The 16,687-nt window shown below is 37.0% G+C and carries 19 protein-coding genes; 13 read left to right on the top strand and 6 right to left on the bottom strand.

Translation table 11 applies throughout. The features are described 5' to 3' along the window. The first annotated feature begins 198 nt into the window (after nucleotides 1-198). The 5 genes from GGR42_RS01320 to GGR42_RS01300 all read left to right on the top strand — a co-directional run bounded on the left by GGR42_RS01320 (nucleotide 199) and on the right by GGR42_RS01300 (nucleotide 5,316). The gene (locus GGR42_RS01320) at nucleotides 199-1,548 is read left to right on the top strand and encodes an amidohydrolase family protein (RefSeq protein ID WP_167960081.1); all 1,350 of its coding nucleotides are present in this window, start codon (nucleotides 199-201) and stop codon (nucleotides 1,546-1,548) included. A gap of 93 nt (nucleotides 1,549-1,641) precedes the next feature. Further along, the gene (locus tag GGR42_RS01315) at nucleotides 1,642-2,151 is read left to right on the top strand and encodes a DUF3124 domain-containing protein (protein WP_167960079.1); all 510 of its coding nucleotides are present in this window, start codon (nucleotides 1,642-1,644) and stop codon (nucleotides 2,149-2,151) included. 317 nt (nucleotides 2,152-2,468) lie between these two features. Further along, nucleotides 2,469-3,071, top strand: coding sequence for a YkgJ family cysteine cluster protein (locus GGR42_RS01310; protein WP_167960077.1), 603 nt, complete (start codon nucleotides 2,469-2,471; stop codon nucleotides 3,069-3,071). A gap of 356 nt (nucleotides 3,072-3,427) precedes the next feature. Further along, the gene (locus GGR42_RS01305) at nucleotides 3,428-3,910 is read left to right on the top strand and encodes a hypothetical protein (RefSeq protein WP_167960075.1); all 483 of its coding nucleotides are present in this window, start codon (nucleotides 3,428-3,430) and stop codon (nucleotides 3,908-3,910) included. Nucleotides 3,911-4,605: 695 nt separating this feature from the next. Then, a complete protein-coding gene (locus GGR42_RS01300; protein ID WP_167960073.1) occupies nucleotides 4,606-5,316 on the top strand; it encodes a membrane or secreted protein in 711 nt (236 codons plus the stop codon). 183 nt (nucleotides 5,317-5,499) lie between these two features. Here GGR42_RS01300 and GGR42_RS01295 read toward each other — a convergent pair whose 3' ends face one another. Both GGR42_RS01295 and GGR42_RS01290 read right to left on the bottom strand, forming a co-directional pair. Further along, a complete protein-coding gene (locus tag GGR42_RS01295; RefSeq protein WP_167960071.1) occupies nucleotides 5,500-6,966 on the bottom strand; it encodes an AAA family ATPase in 1,467 nt (488 codons plus the stop codon). Between the two features lie 92 nt (nucleotides 6,967-7,058). Continuing rightward, a complete protein-coding gene (locus GGR42_RS01290; protein ID WP_167960069.1) occupies nucleotides 7,059-8,204 on the bottom strand; it encodes a vWA domain-containing protein in 1,146 nt (381 codons plus the stop codon). 254 nt (nucleotides 8,205-8,458) lie between these two features. Between GGR42_RS01290 and GGR42_RS01285 the strand changes: the two genes are divergently transcribed. The 8 genes from GGR42_RS01285 to GGR42_RS01255 all read left to right on the top strand — a co-directional run bounded on the left by GGR42_RS01285 (nucleotide 8,459) and on the right by GGR42_RS01255 (nucleotide 14,002). Further along, complete coding sequence (locus tag GGR42_RS01285) at nucleotides 8,459-9,001, top strand: RNA polymerase sigma factor (RefSeq protein ID WP_245201368.1); 543 nt, start codon at nucleotides 8,459-8,461, stop codon at nucleotides 8,999-9,001. Further along, nucleotides 9,001-9,546, top strand: coding sequence for a hypothetical protein (locus GGR42_RS01280; RefSeq protein WP_167960067.1), 546 nt, complete (start codon nucleotides 9,001-9,003; stop codon nucleotides 9,544-9,546). The genes GGR42_RS01285 and GGR42_RS01280 overlap by 1 nt, the downstream gene beginning before the upstream one ends. Nucleotides 9,547-9,574: 28 nt before the next feature. Beyond that, entirely contained in the window at nucleotides 9,575-10,618 is a 1,044-nt protein-coding gene (locus GGR42_RS01275) for a hypothetical protein (protein ID WP_209023909.1), read from the top strand. A gap of 65 nt (nucleotides 10,619-10,683) precedes the next feature. Next, on the top strand, nucleotides 10,684-11,346 hold the full coding sequence (locus tag GGR42_RS01270) for a hypothetical protein (RefSeq protein ID WP_167960063.1): 663 nt from the start codon (nucleotides 10,684-10,686) through the stop codon (nucleotides 11,344-11,346). Nucleotides 11,347-11,371: 25 nt separating this feature from the next. After that, nucleotides 11,372-12,049: a hypothetical protein gene (locus tag GGR42_RS01265; RefSeq protein WP_167960061.1), complete on the top strand. Its 678-nt coding sequence runs from the start codon at nucleotides 11,372-11,374 to the stop codon at nucleotides 12,047-12,049. Beyond that, nucleotides 12,039-12,164 (top strand): hypothetical protein, encoded by a 126-nt coding sequence (locus GGR42_RS16945; protein WP_262887086.1) that lies wholly within the window; start codon nucleotides 12,039-12,041, stop codon nucleotides 12,162-12,164. Before GGR42_RS01265 ends, GGR42_RS16945 begins: the two co-directional genes overlap by 11 nt. Before the next feature lie 60 nt (nucleotides 12,165-12,224). Beyond that, nucleotides 12,225-12,947, top strand: coding sequence for a head GIN domain-containing protein (locus tag GGR42_RS01260; RefSeq protein WP_167960059.1), 723 nt, complete (start codon nucleotides 12,225-12,227; stop codon nucleotides 12,945-12,947). Nucleotides 12,948-13,057: 110 nt separating this feature from the next. Next, nucleotides 13,058-14,002, top strand: a complete 945-nt coding sequence (locus tag GGR42_RS01255; RefSeq protein ID WP_167960057.1) for an NAD(P)-dependent alcohol dehydrogenase — start codon at nucleotides 13,058-13,060, stop codon at nucleotides 14,000-14,002. Here the strand turns inward: GGR42_RS01255 and hisIE are convergent. The 4 genes from hisIE to hisA form a co-directional block, all read right to left on the bottom strand. Then, nucleotides 13,999-14,601: a bifunctional phosphoribosyl-AMP cyclohydrolase/phosphoribosyl-ATP diphosphatase HisIE gene (hisIE, locus tag GGR42_RS01250; protein ID WP_317169685.1), complete on the bottom strand. Its 603-nt coding sequence runs from the start codon at nucleotides 14,599-14,601 to the stop codon at nucleotides 13,999-14,001. The genes GGR42_RS01255 and hisIE overlap by 4 nt on opposite strands. 88 nt (nucleotides 14,602-14,689) lie before the next feature. Further along, nucleotides 14,690-15,445, bottom strand: a complete 756-nt coding sequence (gene hisF, locus GGR42_RS01245; RefSeq protein WP_167960053.1) for an imidazole glycerol phosphate synthase subunit HisF — start codon at nucleotides 15,443-15,445, stop codon at nucleotides 14,690-14,692. A gap of 10 nt (nucleotides 15,446-15,455) precedes the next feature. Next, on the bottom strand, nucleotides 15,456-15,959 hold the full coding sequence (locus tag GGR42_RS01240; RefSeq protein ID WP_167960051.1) for a DinB family protein: 504 nt from the start codon (nucleotides 15,957-15,959) through the stop codon (nucleotides 15,456-15,458). A gap of 1 nt (nucleotide 15,960) precedes the next feature. After that, nucleotides 15,961-16,686 (bottom strand): 1-(5-phosphoribosyl)-5-[(5-phosphoribosylamino)methylideneamino]imidazole-4-carboxamide isomerase, encoded by a 726-nt coding sequence (hisA, locus tag GGR42_RS01235; RefSeq protein WP_167960049.1) that lies wholly within the window; start codon nucleotides 16,684-16,686, stop codon nucleotides 15,961-15,963. Nucleotide 16,687 lies beyond the last annotated feature (1 nt).

Here is a 16,687-nt window from a genome sequence, read left to right as displayed (position 1 = left end):
TATTACCAGTTATTTCCTACCAATTTAAGCTGATATAAGAAATATGTTTGTAAGAGTTAATAACTTAGTAATAATGTAATTAATTGATTCGTAGCTTTTTAATATTTATGATTATTTTTGTTGTATAAGACAAAAGTTTCAACCACTGAAATGTAGTTTAGGAACCTTTTTTGGGTCGTGGTTGTTATAAATAAGGATATGAAATACATTTTTCTTTTTATAACAATATTCTATTTATCTGGGTGTAAGGACCCCTCCAATACCTATGACATAGTGGTATCCAATGTTAACCTTATTGATGGTACAGGAACCCCAATGAAAAAGGCTGTTACCATTGGTATAAAAGACGGTAAAATAGCGGTTGTTGATTCAATATCGAAAATTAAGTTCCTCAAAAAAATAGATGGTACCGGTAAATTCATGATTCCCGGGTTGTTTGATTGTCATGCGCATACCAATGATTTTAATAGGGATTTTCCAAGATTCATCCACTATGGTGTTACATCTATTTTAGTTCCGGGAGGATCCACCTGTACAAATGAATATTATTCGGCCATGCGGGAACGTGGTGAACAAGATACTGTTCCGGCTCCCTATGTGTTTCATACCAGTCAACATTTTACAATGGAAGGTCGCCATCCTTCCAAAACCTATACAAATAGTAATTGGCGAGATGGAGAAACTATTCATTATCTAAGGGATACACTTCAAATTGAAAGACTTGTACAGCAGGTAGTACAATATCCTATAGCTGGAATAAAACTGACTATTGAGGATGGACCAGGCCCACCCTTTGTAGAGCGAATGCCCCAACATTTTATAGATAAAACAGTAAAGGAAGCTTCTAAACATGGTTTGGAGGTTTTTGCCCATGTGAGTGACAATATAGAATTGGAAATGGCAATCAACGCTGGAGTTCAAAACTTTCTCCATTATACGGGAGTAAAACTTAACCTACAAGATACTGATCAATTGCACCTAATAAATAAAATTAAGGAAGGGGATCCTTTTTGGGTGACTACCTTAATGATAGATAAGTCTTTTCTATATCCCTTACATCCAGAATGGTTCAAAGCAGAAGATATGCTTCCCGAGTACCAACAGTTTGTTAATGAATTAACCCCAAAGTTTATCGAAAGGTCTAATATGTACCTTAAAGCTCTCCAAGAGGAATATGGACTAGGGGGAACTAGTTTGTCCAGTTTTATTTCCCCTCAGGCAGAGGATATTCAATTTCTACATGAAATGGGCATCAATATGGTCTTGGGAACGGATACGGGAAACGATTTTAACTTTCCTGGGTATAGTTTACATGAAGAAATGCAGCTTTTGGAAATGGGTGGAATATCTCCTTTGGATATTATTAAAATGGGGACGTTGAATGCTGCAAAAATGATGGGAGTAGAAGATCAATTTGGCTCAATTGAAGTTGGGAAAGTGGCCAATATGGTGTTATTGGATAAAAACCCATTGGAATCCATCGCTAACACTCTTACTGTGAACACCGTAATTAAAAATGGACTGGTCCAAGAACGGATTATAAAATAGCCGGAAATAAACATAACTACTTCTTTAGAGACATTGGTTCTTATTTTTTTTGTGGTTAACTTCGTTATGCACATTCAAAAACTTGGTATTAAGATGAAAAAGGCCTATTTACTTCTACTAGTTACACTTCTTATTTTGAGCTGCGAGGATAAAACGGAAGCCAGTTCCATAAATCTCGAAAACTGGTCAAAAAGGATTGCAGATATTAGCACCAAGGATTCATTGGTATATGGAAAATCGTACCTTTCCATTTACTCACAGATATATAGTCTTTCCGAGCATAAGACCCATAACTTAACGGTAATGGTAAGTCTAAGGAATACGAGCGATTTGGATACTATTTATATTGTAAAGGCAGAATATTACGACACCCATGGTAAGTCTGTTACCAATTATTTTGACCACCCTATTTTTTTGGCACCAATGGAAACAACAGAAATTGTTATTGATGAAATTGATATATCTGGTGGAACGGGATCTAACTTTATATTCGAGTGGAAAACTCCAAAAGACTGTCCAGAGCCTTTGTTTGAAGGAATCATGAATTCCACTATGGGACAACAAGGGTTGTCTTTTGCAACACAAGGGAAACGAATTAAGTAATAACATAAATCATTGCGAACCGAGTGCAGGGAGTTTGGGAAATCCATTACTTTTTATTGGGATTCCTCAATCGCAATTTCACTTCTCATGTCGGAATTACTTATTGATGGTGCTTTCGAATGAAGGGAAGCGAATATGAGAAATCTAATGTTGTAGGTTGAGATTTTCCAGTCTTGATCGGGGTCGAAAGAATCCTTTGAAATGGCTGAATTGCTACGGAAAGATTTCCAGAGTTAGCTCACAAATTAAATAATTATTTCTTTTTGGTAATAAATTAAAGCACAGAACTTTAATAAGTCTACCTTCGGTAAAAAATAATGTCCATAGAGCAAAGAGTGCAATTGGTAGAAAAACTTTTTTATCAATTGGAGCAAGAAAGCGCTCAGTTTCAAAAATCATCGGGAATGGGTTGTGTTTCGGGTTGTGGAAAATGTTGTGCATCCCCGAATATAGAAGCGTCTCCCTTAGAATTTTTACCATGGGCCTTTCACTTGTTTTTAAACGGGGGGGCAGAAAAAATGCTCAGTACCCTTAATAAAACCAACAGCCCAGCCTGTTTGATCTACAAACCCTTATCCATAATTAATCAGGGTCGCTGTGGTAGTTATAAGTACAGGGGTTTAATATGTAGGTTATTTGGTTTTGCCGCCAATACGGATAAATACGGAAAATTAAGATTGGCTACTTGTAAAATCATAAAAGAAAACCAGACGTACAACTATAATTCCACTTCCCAAGCAATTACAAAAGGGCTGCCTGTTCCTATATTTACCCATTATTACATGCAATTAAATCAAATAGATTTTCACTTGGGGAACCTAATAGTACCTGTAAACAAAGCACTTAAACTGGCTTTGGAGGAAGTTTTACACTATTATGCGTACAGACCTTTCCCAGATTTAGAAAAAATATGTCTTTAAAACAAAAGCCGCAAAACAATGGCTTTTGTGCTTATAACCATTTAGAACCAAAGGTGGGGAGTGTGAGAAATCCAATAGTGTATGTTGAGATTTCTTAGTCGATACTCCAGCGAAATGATAAAGTGAGTTTATTAGGTTAGATTCCTCAATCGTCGATTTTCTCCCCATGTCGGAATGACAGAATGTTATAGAGACCAAATGATTGATATTGAATGCAAAATCAACTTCTTTTCAGGCTTTGAGCACACCATAATCCCCGTAAACTGATTAATATCATAGTCCACAGTAGAAAATCTCTATACATTTATTGGCGTAATTAGAAAGGAATATGCTCCCTTCTTCCATAATCTATTATCATGAAAACGTTCACATATGTCTTTTTGATTTCGTTGATTTCTTTGACTTTTTCCTGTAGTTCGGATGATGATGGCCAATATGTACTAACCAAAGAGGGTAGGTTCCCAATCAGCGAACTTGCTGGGGACTGGGAGGCCACCAAAGCCCAATTTAGTGTAAACACCCTCTCCGTAGATGTGGTCGAGAACGGAGGAACAGCCAGTATGTCCGTACAATCCAATGGCCGCTTTACCCTTACAATAGATCCGGTAGATCGGAATGCTTATACTGTAAGTGGAGAGATGTTCTGGGAAGAATGGCAGAAAACATTCTACTTTGCAATTGTCTGGGATGATGACCCTGATGAATGGGATACCTACGGCGAAACTTTTGACGGAACAACCCTATCCTTGAATGGGGGCGCCGATACCGGGGAATACGACTTTGACAATGACGGGGATATGGAATCGTGTTCTGCCCATTTCATCTTTGTTCGTTCCTAAGGGCTTTGTACGCTACCAACCAGATAATGAATGTGTACCCATAAATATCTTGGCTACCCTAAACAAAATACTACAATCCCCATTGATGCCAGTCATTTTGAACCGAGCAAAGCGAGTGTGAAAAATCTAATTTTGTTGATTGAGATTTCTCAGTCAATCTTCTCCTTCGAAATGACGAAATGTACGTCGGAAAGCATATAGTTTCTTATTAATCAAAGGTCATTTCGAGTGAATACGAGAAATCTGATGTTTTAAGTTTAGATTCCTCAATCAAAGTTCCACTTCTCATGTCGGAATGACTTATTGCCAGTCATTTCGAACCGAGCAAAGCGAGTGTGAAAAATCTAATTTTGTTGATTGAGATTTCTCAGTCAATCTTCTCCTTCGAAATGACGAAATGTACGTCGGAAAGCATATAATTTCTTATTAATCAAAGGTCATTTCGAACCGAGTAAAGCGAGTGTGAGAAACCTAATTTTGTTGATTATGATTTCTCAGTCAATTCTTTCCTTCGAAATGAGAGGGTATTATTAGATCCACACCGTTGATAACAATTGGAAAGCAACGGCTTAGGTTATATTGATTCTTAATTTTTTTAGGACTAACTTCGTTATCGGTTGAGATAAACTATTAAAACAGATTTATATCCTACATCGTTAGCCTTGATTATGGCAGCCATTATAAAATGTGAAATCATGAAAAAAATAATTTTATTACTTATTTGTACTTGCTTTTCATTTGGAATTAAAGCGCAAAGTGTAATTGGTGCATGGGAAACCTTTGCAACTTCTGAAAATGGAGATAAACTAAGAAGTGTGGTTATTTTCGCAGATGGCTATCAAGTGTTAACTACCTATAATGCAACTACTGGGGAATTTATTCACTCGAATGGTGGCACATGGAATTTAGAAGGAGATATTATGACCGAAAAAGTAGAGTTTCACACAGACAATCCTGGACGCGTGGGAACTGAGACAAGTTTTAAAGTGATTATTAATAATAACGTACTTGAAATTGTTGGAAGTAACAAGAAATTTAAAAGAATTGATAACGGTTCGCCTGGAAAATTACAAGGAGCATGGTTAATGTCTGGCAGAATTAGAGAAGGGAAAACCCAATTACGTGATACAAGTAGACCAAGAAAAACTATGAAAATTTTATCAGGAACTCGATTTCAATGGATAGCTTACAATACGGCAACAAAACAATTTATGGGATCTGGAGGAGGCACATACACCACTTTAAATGGCAAATATACCGAGAACATCGAATTCTTTTCAAGAGACGATTCCAAAGCAGGACGTAGCTTAAAATTCAATTATGAACTTATTGATGGTAAATGGGAACACTCAGGTTTGTCGAGTAAAGGAGAACCAATCCATGAAATATGGAGTGTGAGGAAATAATCAAAAGTCCATTGAATAAATAATGAAAGGCTTACAATGGCTATAATTCATTGTGGTTTTGTGCCACACCAAAATAAAAGTATAAATCAAACGGCTGGATTTGGGCGGAATAATCCTGCGGATGATTCCATAACGAAATCACAGCCCAGACCGATAACGAAACCTCCCTCTTCAATGCTTAATTTACAGCTTACTAATAAAACTCCCATACATATCTTTAAACTGGTAGCCCTTTGTAAACCTATGCTTACTCAATTTTTTATGGGAGACCAAGCCCCATAACAAGAGTTCTTTAAGAAAATAGACATCTGTTTTACCAATGTTGGGCTGGTATTCTTTTATCAATTGGTTTAGCGGAGGAATGCTGTCCAACAGCTTTTTGTATTCGGCATCGGTAGCATCATCCAAAAGCTCAAACCCCTGGCTTTCAAAAAACCAACTAATCAATTCATCATACGGGCTGGGCGCATCTTTACGTTCCAATTTTGCAATACTAGGAAAGTATTTTGGGAACAAGGTTTTAATGGCATCATCTATTAAAGTTTCGGCAACGGCCCCTGCTCCCTCCTGCTCTCCTTCATAGACCAATTCTATTTTACCCGTAATAGAGGGCACCAATCCCATAAAATCGCTCAACCTAATGGTTGTTGCCTTTTCATCGCTCAACAAGGCTCTGCGTTCTGCCGTGCTCAATAAATTTTCAAAAGCCGTAATGCTCATACGGGCACTCACACCACTTTTGGCATCTACATACTCACTGGTACGGGCCTCAAAACTAATTTGTTCCAACAAATCCTTGGCAAAATCGGGCACATGGACCAAAGAGCTTTGGCGTTCGTCCAATTGGGCCTCTTGTTCGGTAATTCTACGAGCGGTTTCTATATCTTCTGGGTAATGGGTCAAAATCTGTGAACCAATCCTATCTTTTAAAGGGGTTACAATACTTCCCCTATTGGTATAATCCTCTGGGTTGGCAGTAAATATAAATTGTAGGTCCAAGGGCAAACGCAATTTAAACCCGCGAATCTGTATATCGCCTTCCTGTAAAATATTAAACAGGGAAACCTGGATACGTGCCTGTAGATCGGGCAATTCATTGATTACAAAAATACATCGGTTGGCACGGGGTATCATTCCAAAATGGATGACGCGGTCATCTGCATAGGACAATTTTAAATTAGCTGCTTTTATGGGGTCCACATCACCAATTAAGTCGGCCACTGTAACATCTGGCGTTGCCAATTTTTCAAAAAAACGGTCGTCCCTGTGCAGCCAACTAATGGGGGTTTTGTCCCCTTTTTCTTTTATAAGTTCCACTGCATATCTGGACATGGGTTTTAATGGGTCATCATTGATTTCTGACCCCTCAACGACGGGAATGTATTCATCCAATAAATTCACCATAAGCCTTGCCAAACGCGTTTTTGCCTGACCACGCAATCCCAACAAATTAATATTATGGCGAGAGAGAATGGCCCTTTCCAGCTCTGGAATTACTGAGTTTTCATAGCCCCAAACTCCATTAAAAATTTCTTCCTTTTGTTGGATTTTATTACGGAGATTATAACGCAATTCATCTTTTATACTTTTACTCTCGTAATTGGCTTTTTTAAGGTCGCCCAGTGTTTTTATATTGTTGTGTTCTTTCATATATAACTAAAATCTACTAATAGTTTATCGTCAATTACGTCTCGACTCTACTTAGACTCTGCTCGGTATAGACTGCTCAACATGACATTAACTTATTTTAATCTTTTTCTTCTATTGGTCTCGTAATCCTCAAAAATCATTTCTCCCAACCCTTTAAGGCCTGTGTAAAACGCCTTTCCTTTATTGGCTTGGGTAAATTCCTTTACAAACCGCATTAAATAGGGGTCTTGGGCAATCATAAAAGTAGTAATGGGAATATGGAGTTTCCTGGCCTGCTGCGCCATGGCATAACATTTTTCAACAATATGCTCATCCAGCCCTACACTATTTTTATAATAGGTGCCGTCGGGTAAACGCAAACAACTGGGCTTGCCATCGGTAATCATAAAAATCTGCTTGTTGGTGTTCCGTTTTCTACGGAGCATATCCATTGCCAATTGTAGACCTGCCACCGTATTGGTGTGGTACGGCCCCACTTTTAAATAAGGTAAATCTTTTATTGGAATAGGCCAAGCATCATTACCAAACACCAAAATATCCAAGGTATCCTTGGGATAACGAGTGGTAATCAATTCCGCCAAGGCCATGGCCACCTTTTTAGCGGGCGTAATTCGGTCTTCACCATAAAGAATCATACTATGGCTAATATCTATCATCAACACCGTGCTCATTTGGGCCTTGTATTGGGTATCCTCCACCACCAAATCCTCTTCACTCAGGGAAAAATTGCCCAATCCGTGATTTATCTGGGCATTTTTAAGGCTTTCAGTCATAGAGATTCGCTCTAAAGCATCTCCATACCGGTATTCCCTAAACTCCCCGGTGTGCTCATCTCCCCTGCCCGATTTTCCTGTTTTATGGTTTCCAGCACCACTGCGCTTTAGTTTTCCAAAAATCTTCTCCAAGGCACGTTGGCGAATGAGCCGCTCCATCTTGGCAGTAATAGAAAGGTTTCCGCCTTTCCCTTCTTCACCTTCGCCTTCACCCCCACCATCTTCAAATTCTTCCCGTAGATACCCTTTGGATTTTAAATCTTCTATAAAATCATCTATGGTATAGTCATCATCGGTCAGTTCATATTCCTTGTCCAGCTCTCGCAACCAATCCAGAGCCTCATCCACATCCCCAGAGGTATGTGTAATGAGTTCCTGAAAAATCTCAAAGAGTTTTTCAAAAGGAGTTTGGTCCGGGGCCTCATAGTTGAAAAACCGAAAGCCTTTGCGAATTTGCTTCAACATACCCATAAAATTAAAACAATTACATTTATTCGTAGCAGTTTTAGTTAAAACTTAACGTAGCAGGCGCCTCTATTTAATAGTTCCTAATTAAATTACAATAAAACCGTTTAGACTGTAACTAATGAGACTATTGATCGTCAGTTAAATAAAAAAATATTCAGCCTGTATGCAACCCTTCATTTTTTTTCTTGTCTCTTACTAGTAGGAGGAGCAAAAATATAGGAGCGTAGCGCTAACATCGACCTAAAAATTAATTGGAAACAAATATTCTATTTACTCATAAAGACCTTGTTGAAAAAGGCAAGTCCGGGGATAGAAGTTCACAGTACCAGCTGTACGAACTCTATGTAGATGCCATGTACAATGTTAGCATGCGGATGTTGCGCACCAAGGAAGATGCAGAAGATGTAGTACAGGACAGCTTTGTGGAAGCCTTTAAAAATCTCTCCTCTTTTAGATATGAAAGCACTTTTGGCTCTTGGTTAAAGCGGATAGTAATCAATAAAAGCATTAATCATTTAAAATTGAAACGAGTGCCCATAACGGCAATTGATGACCATGAATTTCATTTAAACGATGAAACTGTTGAGGAAAAGGAAACGGACTATGACATTAAGAAAATTAAAAAAGTGATAGAACAATTGCCCTTGGGATATAAACAGATAATAAACCTGTATTTGATTGAAGGGTATGACCATGTGGAGATTTCTGATATTATGAATATTACAGTATCTACATCAAAATCCCAATACCACAGGGCAAAGAAGAAATTGATTGAAATGATAAAAGAATTGTAATGGACAATTTTGAAAAATATATAGCAGAGAACAAAGACTCTTTTAATGAGCACAAAGCAGATAGAAAAAAGCTTTGGTCCAACATAGAGCAAGAGCTGGACAAAAAACCAGCACCTAAAGTTTTTAAACTTTGGAAATCCCCTATCATGAAAGTGGCGGCAAGTATTTTTATTGTATTGGGTCTATTTTCGGTCATCAGCTTTTTTATGAACGGTGGTATTAATCCTGGGCAAAATGATATAGTGAACCAAGAATTGGAGGAAATAGATATGTACTACTCAAGTATGGTAACACAACAGGTACAATTGGTAAAATTAAACACAAAGCTTTCCCAAGAAGACAAAGATGAATTTTTATCCTTTATGGATGAATTGGATACGGAATACAAGGAACTACGCATAGAAATGAAAGAGAACCTGGACAATGAACTTGTTTTGGCAGCTATTGTAAACAACTACAAAAAAAGGATAGAATTGATAGAGAAGTTACTGGAGAGAATAAATAATTCAAAAAATATTGAAGATGGGAACGGATATATTTTATAGGAAAATATGGGTAATACTGGCTTTTATAATGATAAGGTCGATATCATTTGGACAGGAAACGGTATCTAAAAAAATTGAGAAGAGCTATGGATTAACCAATAGTGGTGAACTGCACCTTAACAATAAATATGGGGATGTAATCATTAATGGTTGGGACAGAAGTTCCGTAAGACTGACCATAGATGTAGAAGTCACACACAAAAAAAAGGAAAATGCAAAAGACCTTTTGGACCGGATAGATGTTACTACCAAAGTAACAAAGGATTTAGTGGACTTAACCACAGAAATACACCAAGGCAGCTCTGGATTCTTTGCCAGGTATTTTAGCAAGGTAAATCCGTTTGATTTGGACAAGAGCAATATTAAAATTAATTACACAATTTATTTGCCCAATAATGCAGAAATGAACATTACGAACAAGTTTGGGGATGTAATTATTAGTGATTGGCAGGGGAAATTAAAGACTAATATAGAACATGGTGATTTTTGGATCAATGACGACCTTACAAATGCCCACATAAATATAACGTTTGGAAAATTGAATGCCAAGACGATCACTTATGGAAACATTACCATAAAGAATGGTGAATTGGATTTGGAAGGGTCCAAACAATTACAGCTTACCAGTTCTGGCACCACCATGGAAATAGGCGCCATTTCATCTTTGGAAATTGAGTCCAGTAAGGATGAAATAAATATTGATGAAGTAAAAAGCATCCATGGAGACTTAGACTTTACCAAAATACATATAAATACCCTTGGAGAGGAAATAGATATTAAAACCAAAGTAGCTGATTTTTGGGTATCGGCTATCACTAAGCCAGACTCTAAAATATACATTGATCAAGAGTCTTCTGAGTTTAATATTAGTATCTCAGGACAATCCCTCATCTTTAATGCAACTTTGGAACAAGGTCTACTGCGCATTCCTAAAAGCTTTACAGATATCCATACAGATATTATAAACAATAGTAGAAAAATAAGAAAAATCAATGCCACCTATGGTAAAGGTCCATATGGAGAGTTTGTTCTTACGGGTCTAAAAGGTGTTATCATTTTAAAAGAAAATTAAATTTTAAAATATGCAACCTTTCCAATTTTAAACTGTCTATGATAACAAGAACAACCTAAGTAACCATGAAAAGACTTTTATTTCTTTTTGCCTTAGCAGGCTGTTTGCAGTCTATGAATTCACAGGATACAGATGCGTATTTCGAATTTAATGATAGAAAAACCGTTGTTCATGGTGTGTATGTTGGGGTTAATTTCTTCTATGGAAAAATTGACAATGCCAATACATACTCCTTTGAAAGCCACGTGGCATATGTTGTAGATCGCAAACTAATTCTTGGACTGGGATGGACAAGTTTTTACTCCGAACAAAATTTTACACAATTCACCTTTTCGGATGATATAGATTTTGCCGGCGGATACGGGGGTTTCCATATAGAACCTATTTTGTTTAGTGAAAAAAAGGTCAATTTATCTTTGCCTGTTTTAATTGGTCTTGGGTATGTTGGATATTTGGATAAGGTATTTGATAGAGATGGTACCAATGAGCTATTAATCAATAACAATAATGACCTGGTTTTTGTCGTGGAACCGGGAATTAATGTTCTCTATAATATTTCTCGCTATGTTCAACTAGAAGCAGGGATTCGGTATAGAATTTCAGATAAAATTGACTTGGAACCCCATTACATTAAAAATATCAATGGATTTTCTGCTGGTTTGGGAATACGATTGGGTGTATTTAATCTTGGAAGAAATAGGTATAAAAAGAACATTGAAACTGAATAATAGAGAACTAAAATCAATCAAAAAAATGAAACAATCACAATTTATAATTGCATTCCTAGTAGTGCTCTCTTTTGGCTCCATTCATGCCCAAGAGGACGAATCTGAAGATTACATTGAGTTTAATGATCGTAGAAACATTGTGCATGGAGTATATCTGGGTTTTTCTGGCAGCTATGGTAAGGTAGCTGGCTATGACTCTGGTCTGTTTGGTATTAAATTAGCCTATGTTGCCAACCAACAGTTTGAAGTTGGTTTTGCGGCAACGGCATTTTACGCTGATCAGAATTTACCCAATGTGTTTCCCGATACAGATGGGGATTTACTTGGAGCCTATGGCGGTTTACATTTGGAGCCCATTTTCTTTGGTAAGAAAAAGGTGAATCTATCTTTTCCGGTCTTATTAGGTAGTGGAATTGTAGGGTATATAGAGGATATAGAAGAAAATCCCGACCCTGATTTTGACGAGGATAGTGACACTTGGGATATTGCCTTTATCGTAGAACCAGGGGTTAGCCTATTGTACAATATAAATAGATATGTGCAACTGGAACTCGGAGCGAAGTATAGATTCTCCAATGAAGTAAAATTAACCCCCGATAGTATTAAAAACATTAATGGTTTTTCTGCAGGATTTGGCATTAAACTAGGTGTTTTTAACCTAGGTAGAAACCGTTATAAAAAAAGCTTGGACAATGAAAACTAACAAGAATCAGATTATTGATACCCAGTATGTTTATATTAAAAACGAACAGGTCTACTTTATAAAAAACAATGAAGAAATTCCTGTAATAATAGACTGGATGCCAGTAGGTACCTAGTAAGAATTTAATTATCAATCAATGCTGAACTCGTTTCTGCACTAAAAATCATCAATCAAAATGAAATCAATCACAAAAATTTTAAGTATTACACTAGTATGTTTTTTAGTCCAATCTTGTGACTATGAATCTATACGGGCATCAAGCACAGTAACTGTTCAAGAAGTATCCTATTTAGATTATACTGCTTTGAGTGTTTCCGATGACTTTAACGCATATGTCACTTTTTCTGATACAGAAGAAAAAATAGAAATTGAAGCAAGCCGGAATTTACATGACCGTATTATCGTCAGGAAGGACGGTGATAAACTGTATATAAAAATGGAGAACAATCTTAACATTAAAGGTCAGGAAACCTTGAACATTTATATTACTACAAAACAGATTACCGACTTTGAAGCAAAGGGAGATTCAAGAATTGTTTTGGAAAACCTGTTGGATGCGCAAAGTGCCAAAATAGAGTTGTCCGGAGATAGTTATTTTACAGGAGAGCTTTTTCTAAATGATTTAAAGTTAGTGGCCAAAGGTGATTCCAAGGCTGATGTTTATGGAGATGTTGGGTTACTATATGTAGAACTAACAGGTGACAGCACATTAAAGGATTATGATTTGGAAGTTGATGACCTATTGATGGATTTAAGGGGCGATAGCGATGCATATCTTACAGTAAAAAATACGATAGACATAGATGCTAGGGGAGATAGTGTACTACGTTACAAAGGAAATGCGGTAATTACACATGTAAACTTATCCGGAGACTCAAAAATAATTGATAAGAACTAGGTTTGATGTAGTTTTATTATTTTTTTGAAAGCCTTGTAGAGATACAAGGCTTTGTTGTGTAACAAATTGATTTTCTTGCCGTCTATTTATTGTAACCAACTATACTCACAATGAAAGCTGTTATCTATACAAAATATGGTGGTCCAGAAGTACTTCAATATAAAGAAGTAGAAACACCGCAACCAAAAGAAAATGAAATTTTGGTAAAGGTACATGCCACCACAGTGAATAGAACCGATTGCGCAGCCTTTAGGGGAGCTCCCTTTGTTTATCAGTTTTTTATTGGGTTGTTTAAGCCAAAAAGGAAAATTGCGGGCACCACATTTTCTGGCGAAATTGTTCAACTAGGTTCCGGAGTCACTACACACAAAATAGGAGATAGAATCTTTGGGTTTAATGATAATGTGCTAAGTTCTTATGCTGAATATATGGTAATCAAAGAGAATAGTTTCTTCGCAACTATCCCAGAGAACATAAGTTATGAACATGCAGCTGCAAGTATTGAAGGTGAACATTATGCCCGAAACTTCATCAATAAAGTAACGATAAAGAAAGGACAAAATATACTGGTAAATGGAGCCTCAGGTGCTATAGGGTCCGCTATGGTACAAATATTAAAATCCATTGGTGCAGATATCACGGCTGTCACCAATACAAAAAATATGGAATTGGTAAAATCTTTGGGAGCTAGTGAAGTAATTGACTATACCAAGGAGGATTTTACAAAAATGAATGGAAAGTTTGACTTTGTTTTTGATACCGTTGGCAAAAGCACTTTTGGGAAATGTAAGCCCATTTTAAAACCTGAGGGGGTGTATATTTCTTCAGAATTGGGTCCTTGGTCGCAAAATATTTTTTATTCTATTTTTAACAAACATGTAAAATTTCCTATGCCAAGTGATATCAATGCCAGCCTTTCCCTTGTTAAAAGGTTAATGACGGAAGGCAAGCATACTCCCGTTATTGATAGAACATATTCCTTGGAACATATTCCCGAAGCGTATACCTATGTAGAAAAAGGAGAGAAAACAGGAAATGTTGTTATAACCGTTTAATGTCTTTTCTTTAGGACTTCTACTATGTCATTTAGGGTATAGCCTTTTGCCTGAAGTAAAATCAAATAATGGAACAATAAATCGGAGCCTTCATTTAAGAAAAGCTCCTCGCTGTTATCTTTTGCTTCAATGACAATCTCTACAGCTTCCTCTCCTACTTTTTGGGCAATTTTATTAATCCCTTTTCGGAAAAGAGAAGCGACATAACTTTTCTCATTATCCATATTGGCCTTTCTATCGGCTATGATATCTTCTAGCTCAGAGATGAAGCCAAAATTTTGTTTGTTCTCTTCTTCCCAACAGGTATCAGTGCCTTTGTGACAAGTGGGTCCATCTGGGCTCACGGTTATTAAAAAAGTGTCATTATCACAGTCATTCTTAACTGAAACAAGGTGTAAGAAGTTGCCACTCTCCTCACCTTTTGTCCATAGCCGCTTTTTTGTTCTACTATAAAAAGTAACCTTTTTAGTCTCTTGGGTCTTTTTTAAGGCCTCCTCATTCATATAGCCCAACATAAGAACATTCTTTGTTGTAGCATCTTGGATAATGGCAGGGATCAATCCGTCAGCGTTTTTATTAAAGTCTACTTTCATATCTATTTCTTGTGTCACCTTGAGTACAGTCCAAAGGTCTTATCTTAATATTAATCTTTTTTACATTTTCCCTCGCCCCAAGGGAACAGTTAGCCTATAATCGAACAGGAATATTGTTCCTTCTCAATTCTTCTTTTAAATCTTTAATTTCTATTTCTTTAAAATGGAAAACACTTGCAGCCAATGCCGCATCAGACTTTCCTTGTACAAAGGTATCGGTAAAATGTTGCATTTTCCCTGCTCCACCAGAAGCAATTATAGGGATATTTAACTCTGTGGACAGTTTGGCCAAGGCTTCATTGGCAAAACCATCTTTAGTGCCATCATGGTCCATACTGGTAAACAAAATCTCCCCTGCGCCACGTTCTTCCACCTCTTTAGCCCACTCAAACAACTTAAGTTCTGTTGGCACTTTGCCTCCTATTAAATGAACTATCCAATCCCCATCAATTTGTTTTGCGTCAATAGCAACCACAATGCACTGTGAACCAAATTTTGCTGACAATTCATTAATTAAATCTGGATTTCTAACAGCAGATGAGTTAATGGAAACTTTATCGGCTCCATTATGTAAAAGAATATCCACATCCTCAATTGATGAAATACCACCTCCCACAGTAAACGGAATATTAACTTTTTCGGCTACATGGTATACTAGGTTCGCCAAGGTTTTTCTACGTTCCTCGGTAGCGGAAATGTCCAAGAAAACCAGCTCGTCAGCTCCATTTTTGGCATAAATTTCAGCTAATTCCACAGGGTCTCCGGCATCCCTTAAATCAACAAAATTGATTCCCTTTACGGTTCTACCGTTCTTAATATCCAAGCAAGGAATTATTCTTTTTGTTAGCATACTTCCCCTGTTAATTTGTTACATTCAAATCTACTCCATCGTAAAAACCCAATCCGCCATCTGTAAGTTGTTTTACCCAAAATGCAATTTGACCTGTATGATAAGAATAGTGCTCTACAACATGGATAATGATTCCTATTCCTGAAAAATAATAGCCTTGGACATTACGTTTTCTCTGCAATTCTGAATCTGAAATTTCCTGTATGGTATTTTTTGCAATTTCTACAGTCTCTATTAGTTTGTCCAATAACTGTTCCTTGGTATAGCCTTCCCTTGCGTCAAATTCAGCATCACGTTCTCTCTTATCTTTTAGATTGCCAAGCGATGAAATCCCATATTGTGTAATGTTTCCACATAAATGTAAGAGTTGATTGCCAATACTATTGGAGCTTTCATTGGGACGTTTCCAAACATCATTTTCATCTATTTTAGAAAGGGCAATGGTAACCATCCGAGTATTTTGATCCATTCTATACAGGGCATTCTGCTTAAATTCTGTAATAAACTCGTCCATCTTAATTACTTAAAATATAATTTTCTAATTGTTTCATGGATATTCTTCCTTCATAGATGGCCTTGCCGATAATTGTACCCTCACAACCCATTTCTGCAAGTTTTGGTAGTTCATCAAAAGTTGAAATCCCTCCGCTGGCGATAAGATTTATTCCTTGAGCATTTGCTAGAATTTTTTTGTACAGATCAAATGAAGGTCCTTCTAGCATTCCGTCTTTGCTAATATCTGTGCAAATAACATATACAATTCCTTCTTGCCGATAAGCCTGAATAAAAGGAATTAATTCCTCCTTAGACTCCTCTAACCACCCAGAAACCGCCACTTTTTCATCCATAGCATCTGCTCCCAATATAATCTTAGCAGAACCGTATTGTTTTAACCACCCCAAAAAGGTTTCCCTGTCTTTTACGGCGATACTCCCTCCCGTAATCTGACTGGCTCCACTTTCAAAAGCAATATGTAGATCACTATCCGTTTTTAGGCCGCCCCCAAAATCAATTTTTAAATGGGTTTTAGAAGCGATAGTTTCCAATATTTTATGGTTTACTATGTGTTTGGATTTAGCCCCATCTAAATCCACTAAATGCAAACATTCTACCCCATGGGCTTCAAATTCTTTTGCTACTTCCAGAGGATTTTCATTGTACACTTTTTTAGTGCTATAGTCACCTTTAGAGAGTCGTACACATTTACCATCTATAATATCAATTGCCGGTATTATTCTCATT

The sequence above is a fragment of the Saonia flava genome (assembly GCF_011927795.1).
Taxonomy (GTDB): Bacteria; Bacteroidota; Bacteroidia; order Flavobacteriales; family Flavobacteriaceae; genus Saonia; species Saonia flava.
This window is presented reverse-complemented; position numbering and strand designations above follow the sequence as displayed.

Excerpts from the sequence above, each read along its gene's own strand:
- GGR42_RS01320 (WP_167960081.1), top strand. The coding sequence starts at position 199 with ATGAAATACATTTTTCTTTTTATAACAATATTCTATTTATCTGGGTGT.
- GGR42_RS01315 (WP_167960079.1), top strand. The coding sequence starts at position 1,642 with ATGAAAAAGGCCTATTTACTTCTACTAGTTACACTTCTTATTTTGAGC.
- GGR42_RS01310 (WP_167960077.1), top strand. The coding sequence starts at position 2,469 with ATGTCCATAGAGCAAAGAGTGCAATTGGTAGAAAAACTTTTTTATCAA.
- GGR42_RS01305 (WP_167960075.1), top strand. The coding sequence starts at position 3,428 with ATGAAAACGTTCACATATGTCTTTTTGATTTCGTTGATTTCTTTGACT.
- GGR42_RS01300 (WP_167960073.1), top strand. The coding sequence starts at position 4,606 with ATGAAAAAAATAATTTTATTACTTATTTGTACTTGCTTTTCATTTGGA.
- GGR42_RS01295 (WP_167960071.1), bottom strand. The coding sequence starts at position 6,966 with ATGAAAGAACACAACAATATAAAAACACTGGGCGACCTTAAAAAAGCC.
- GGR42_RS01290 (WP_167960069.1), bottom strand. The coding sequence starts at position 8,204 with ATGTTGAAGCAAATTCGCAAAGGCTTTCGGTTTTTCAACTATGAGGCC.
- GGR42_RS01280 (WP_167960067.1), top strand. The coding sequence starts at position 9,001 with ATGGACAATTTTGAAAAATATATAGCAGAGAACAAAGACTCTTTTAAT.
- GGR42_RS01275 (WP_209023909.1), top strand. The coding sequence starts at position 9,575 with ATGATAAGGTCGATATCATTTGGACAGGAAACGGTATCTAAAAAAATT.
- GGR42_RS01270 (WP_167960063.1), top strand. The coding sequence starts at position 10,684 with ATGAAAAGACTTTTATTTCTTTTTGCCTTAGCAGGCTGTTTGCAGTCT.
- GGR42_RS01265 (WP_167960061.1), top strand. The coding sequence starts at position 11,372 with ATGAAACAATCACAATTTATAATTGCATTCCTAGTAGTGCTCTCTTTT.
- GGR42_RS16945 (WP_262887086.1), top strand. The coding sequence starts at position 12,039 with ATGAAAACTAACAAGAATCAGATTATTGATACCCAGTATGTTTATATT.
- GGR42_RS01260 (WP_167960059.1), top strand. The coding sequence starts at position 12,225 with ATGAAATCAATCACAAAAATTTTAAGTATTACACTAGTATGTTTTTTA.
- GGR42_RS01255 (WP_167960057.1), top strand. The coding sequence starts at position 13,058 with ATGAAAGCTGTTATCTATACAAAATATGGTGGTCCAGAAGTACTTCAA.
- hisF (WP_167960053.1), bottom strand. The coding sequence starts at position 15,445 with ATGCTAACAAAAAGAATAATTCCTTGCTTGGATATTAAGAACGGTAGA.
- GGR42_RS01240 (WP_167960051.1), bottom strand. The coding sequence starts at position 15,959 with ATGGACGAGTTTATTACAGAATTTAAGCAGAATGCCCTGTATAGAATG.
- hisA (WP_167960049.1), bottom strand. The coding sequence starts at position 16,686 with ATGAGAATAATACCGGCAATTGATATTATAGATGGTAAATGTGTACGA.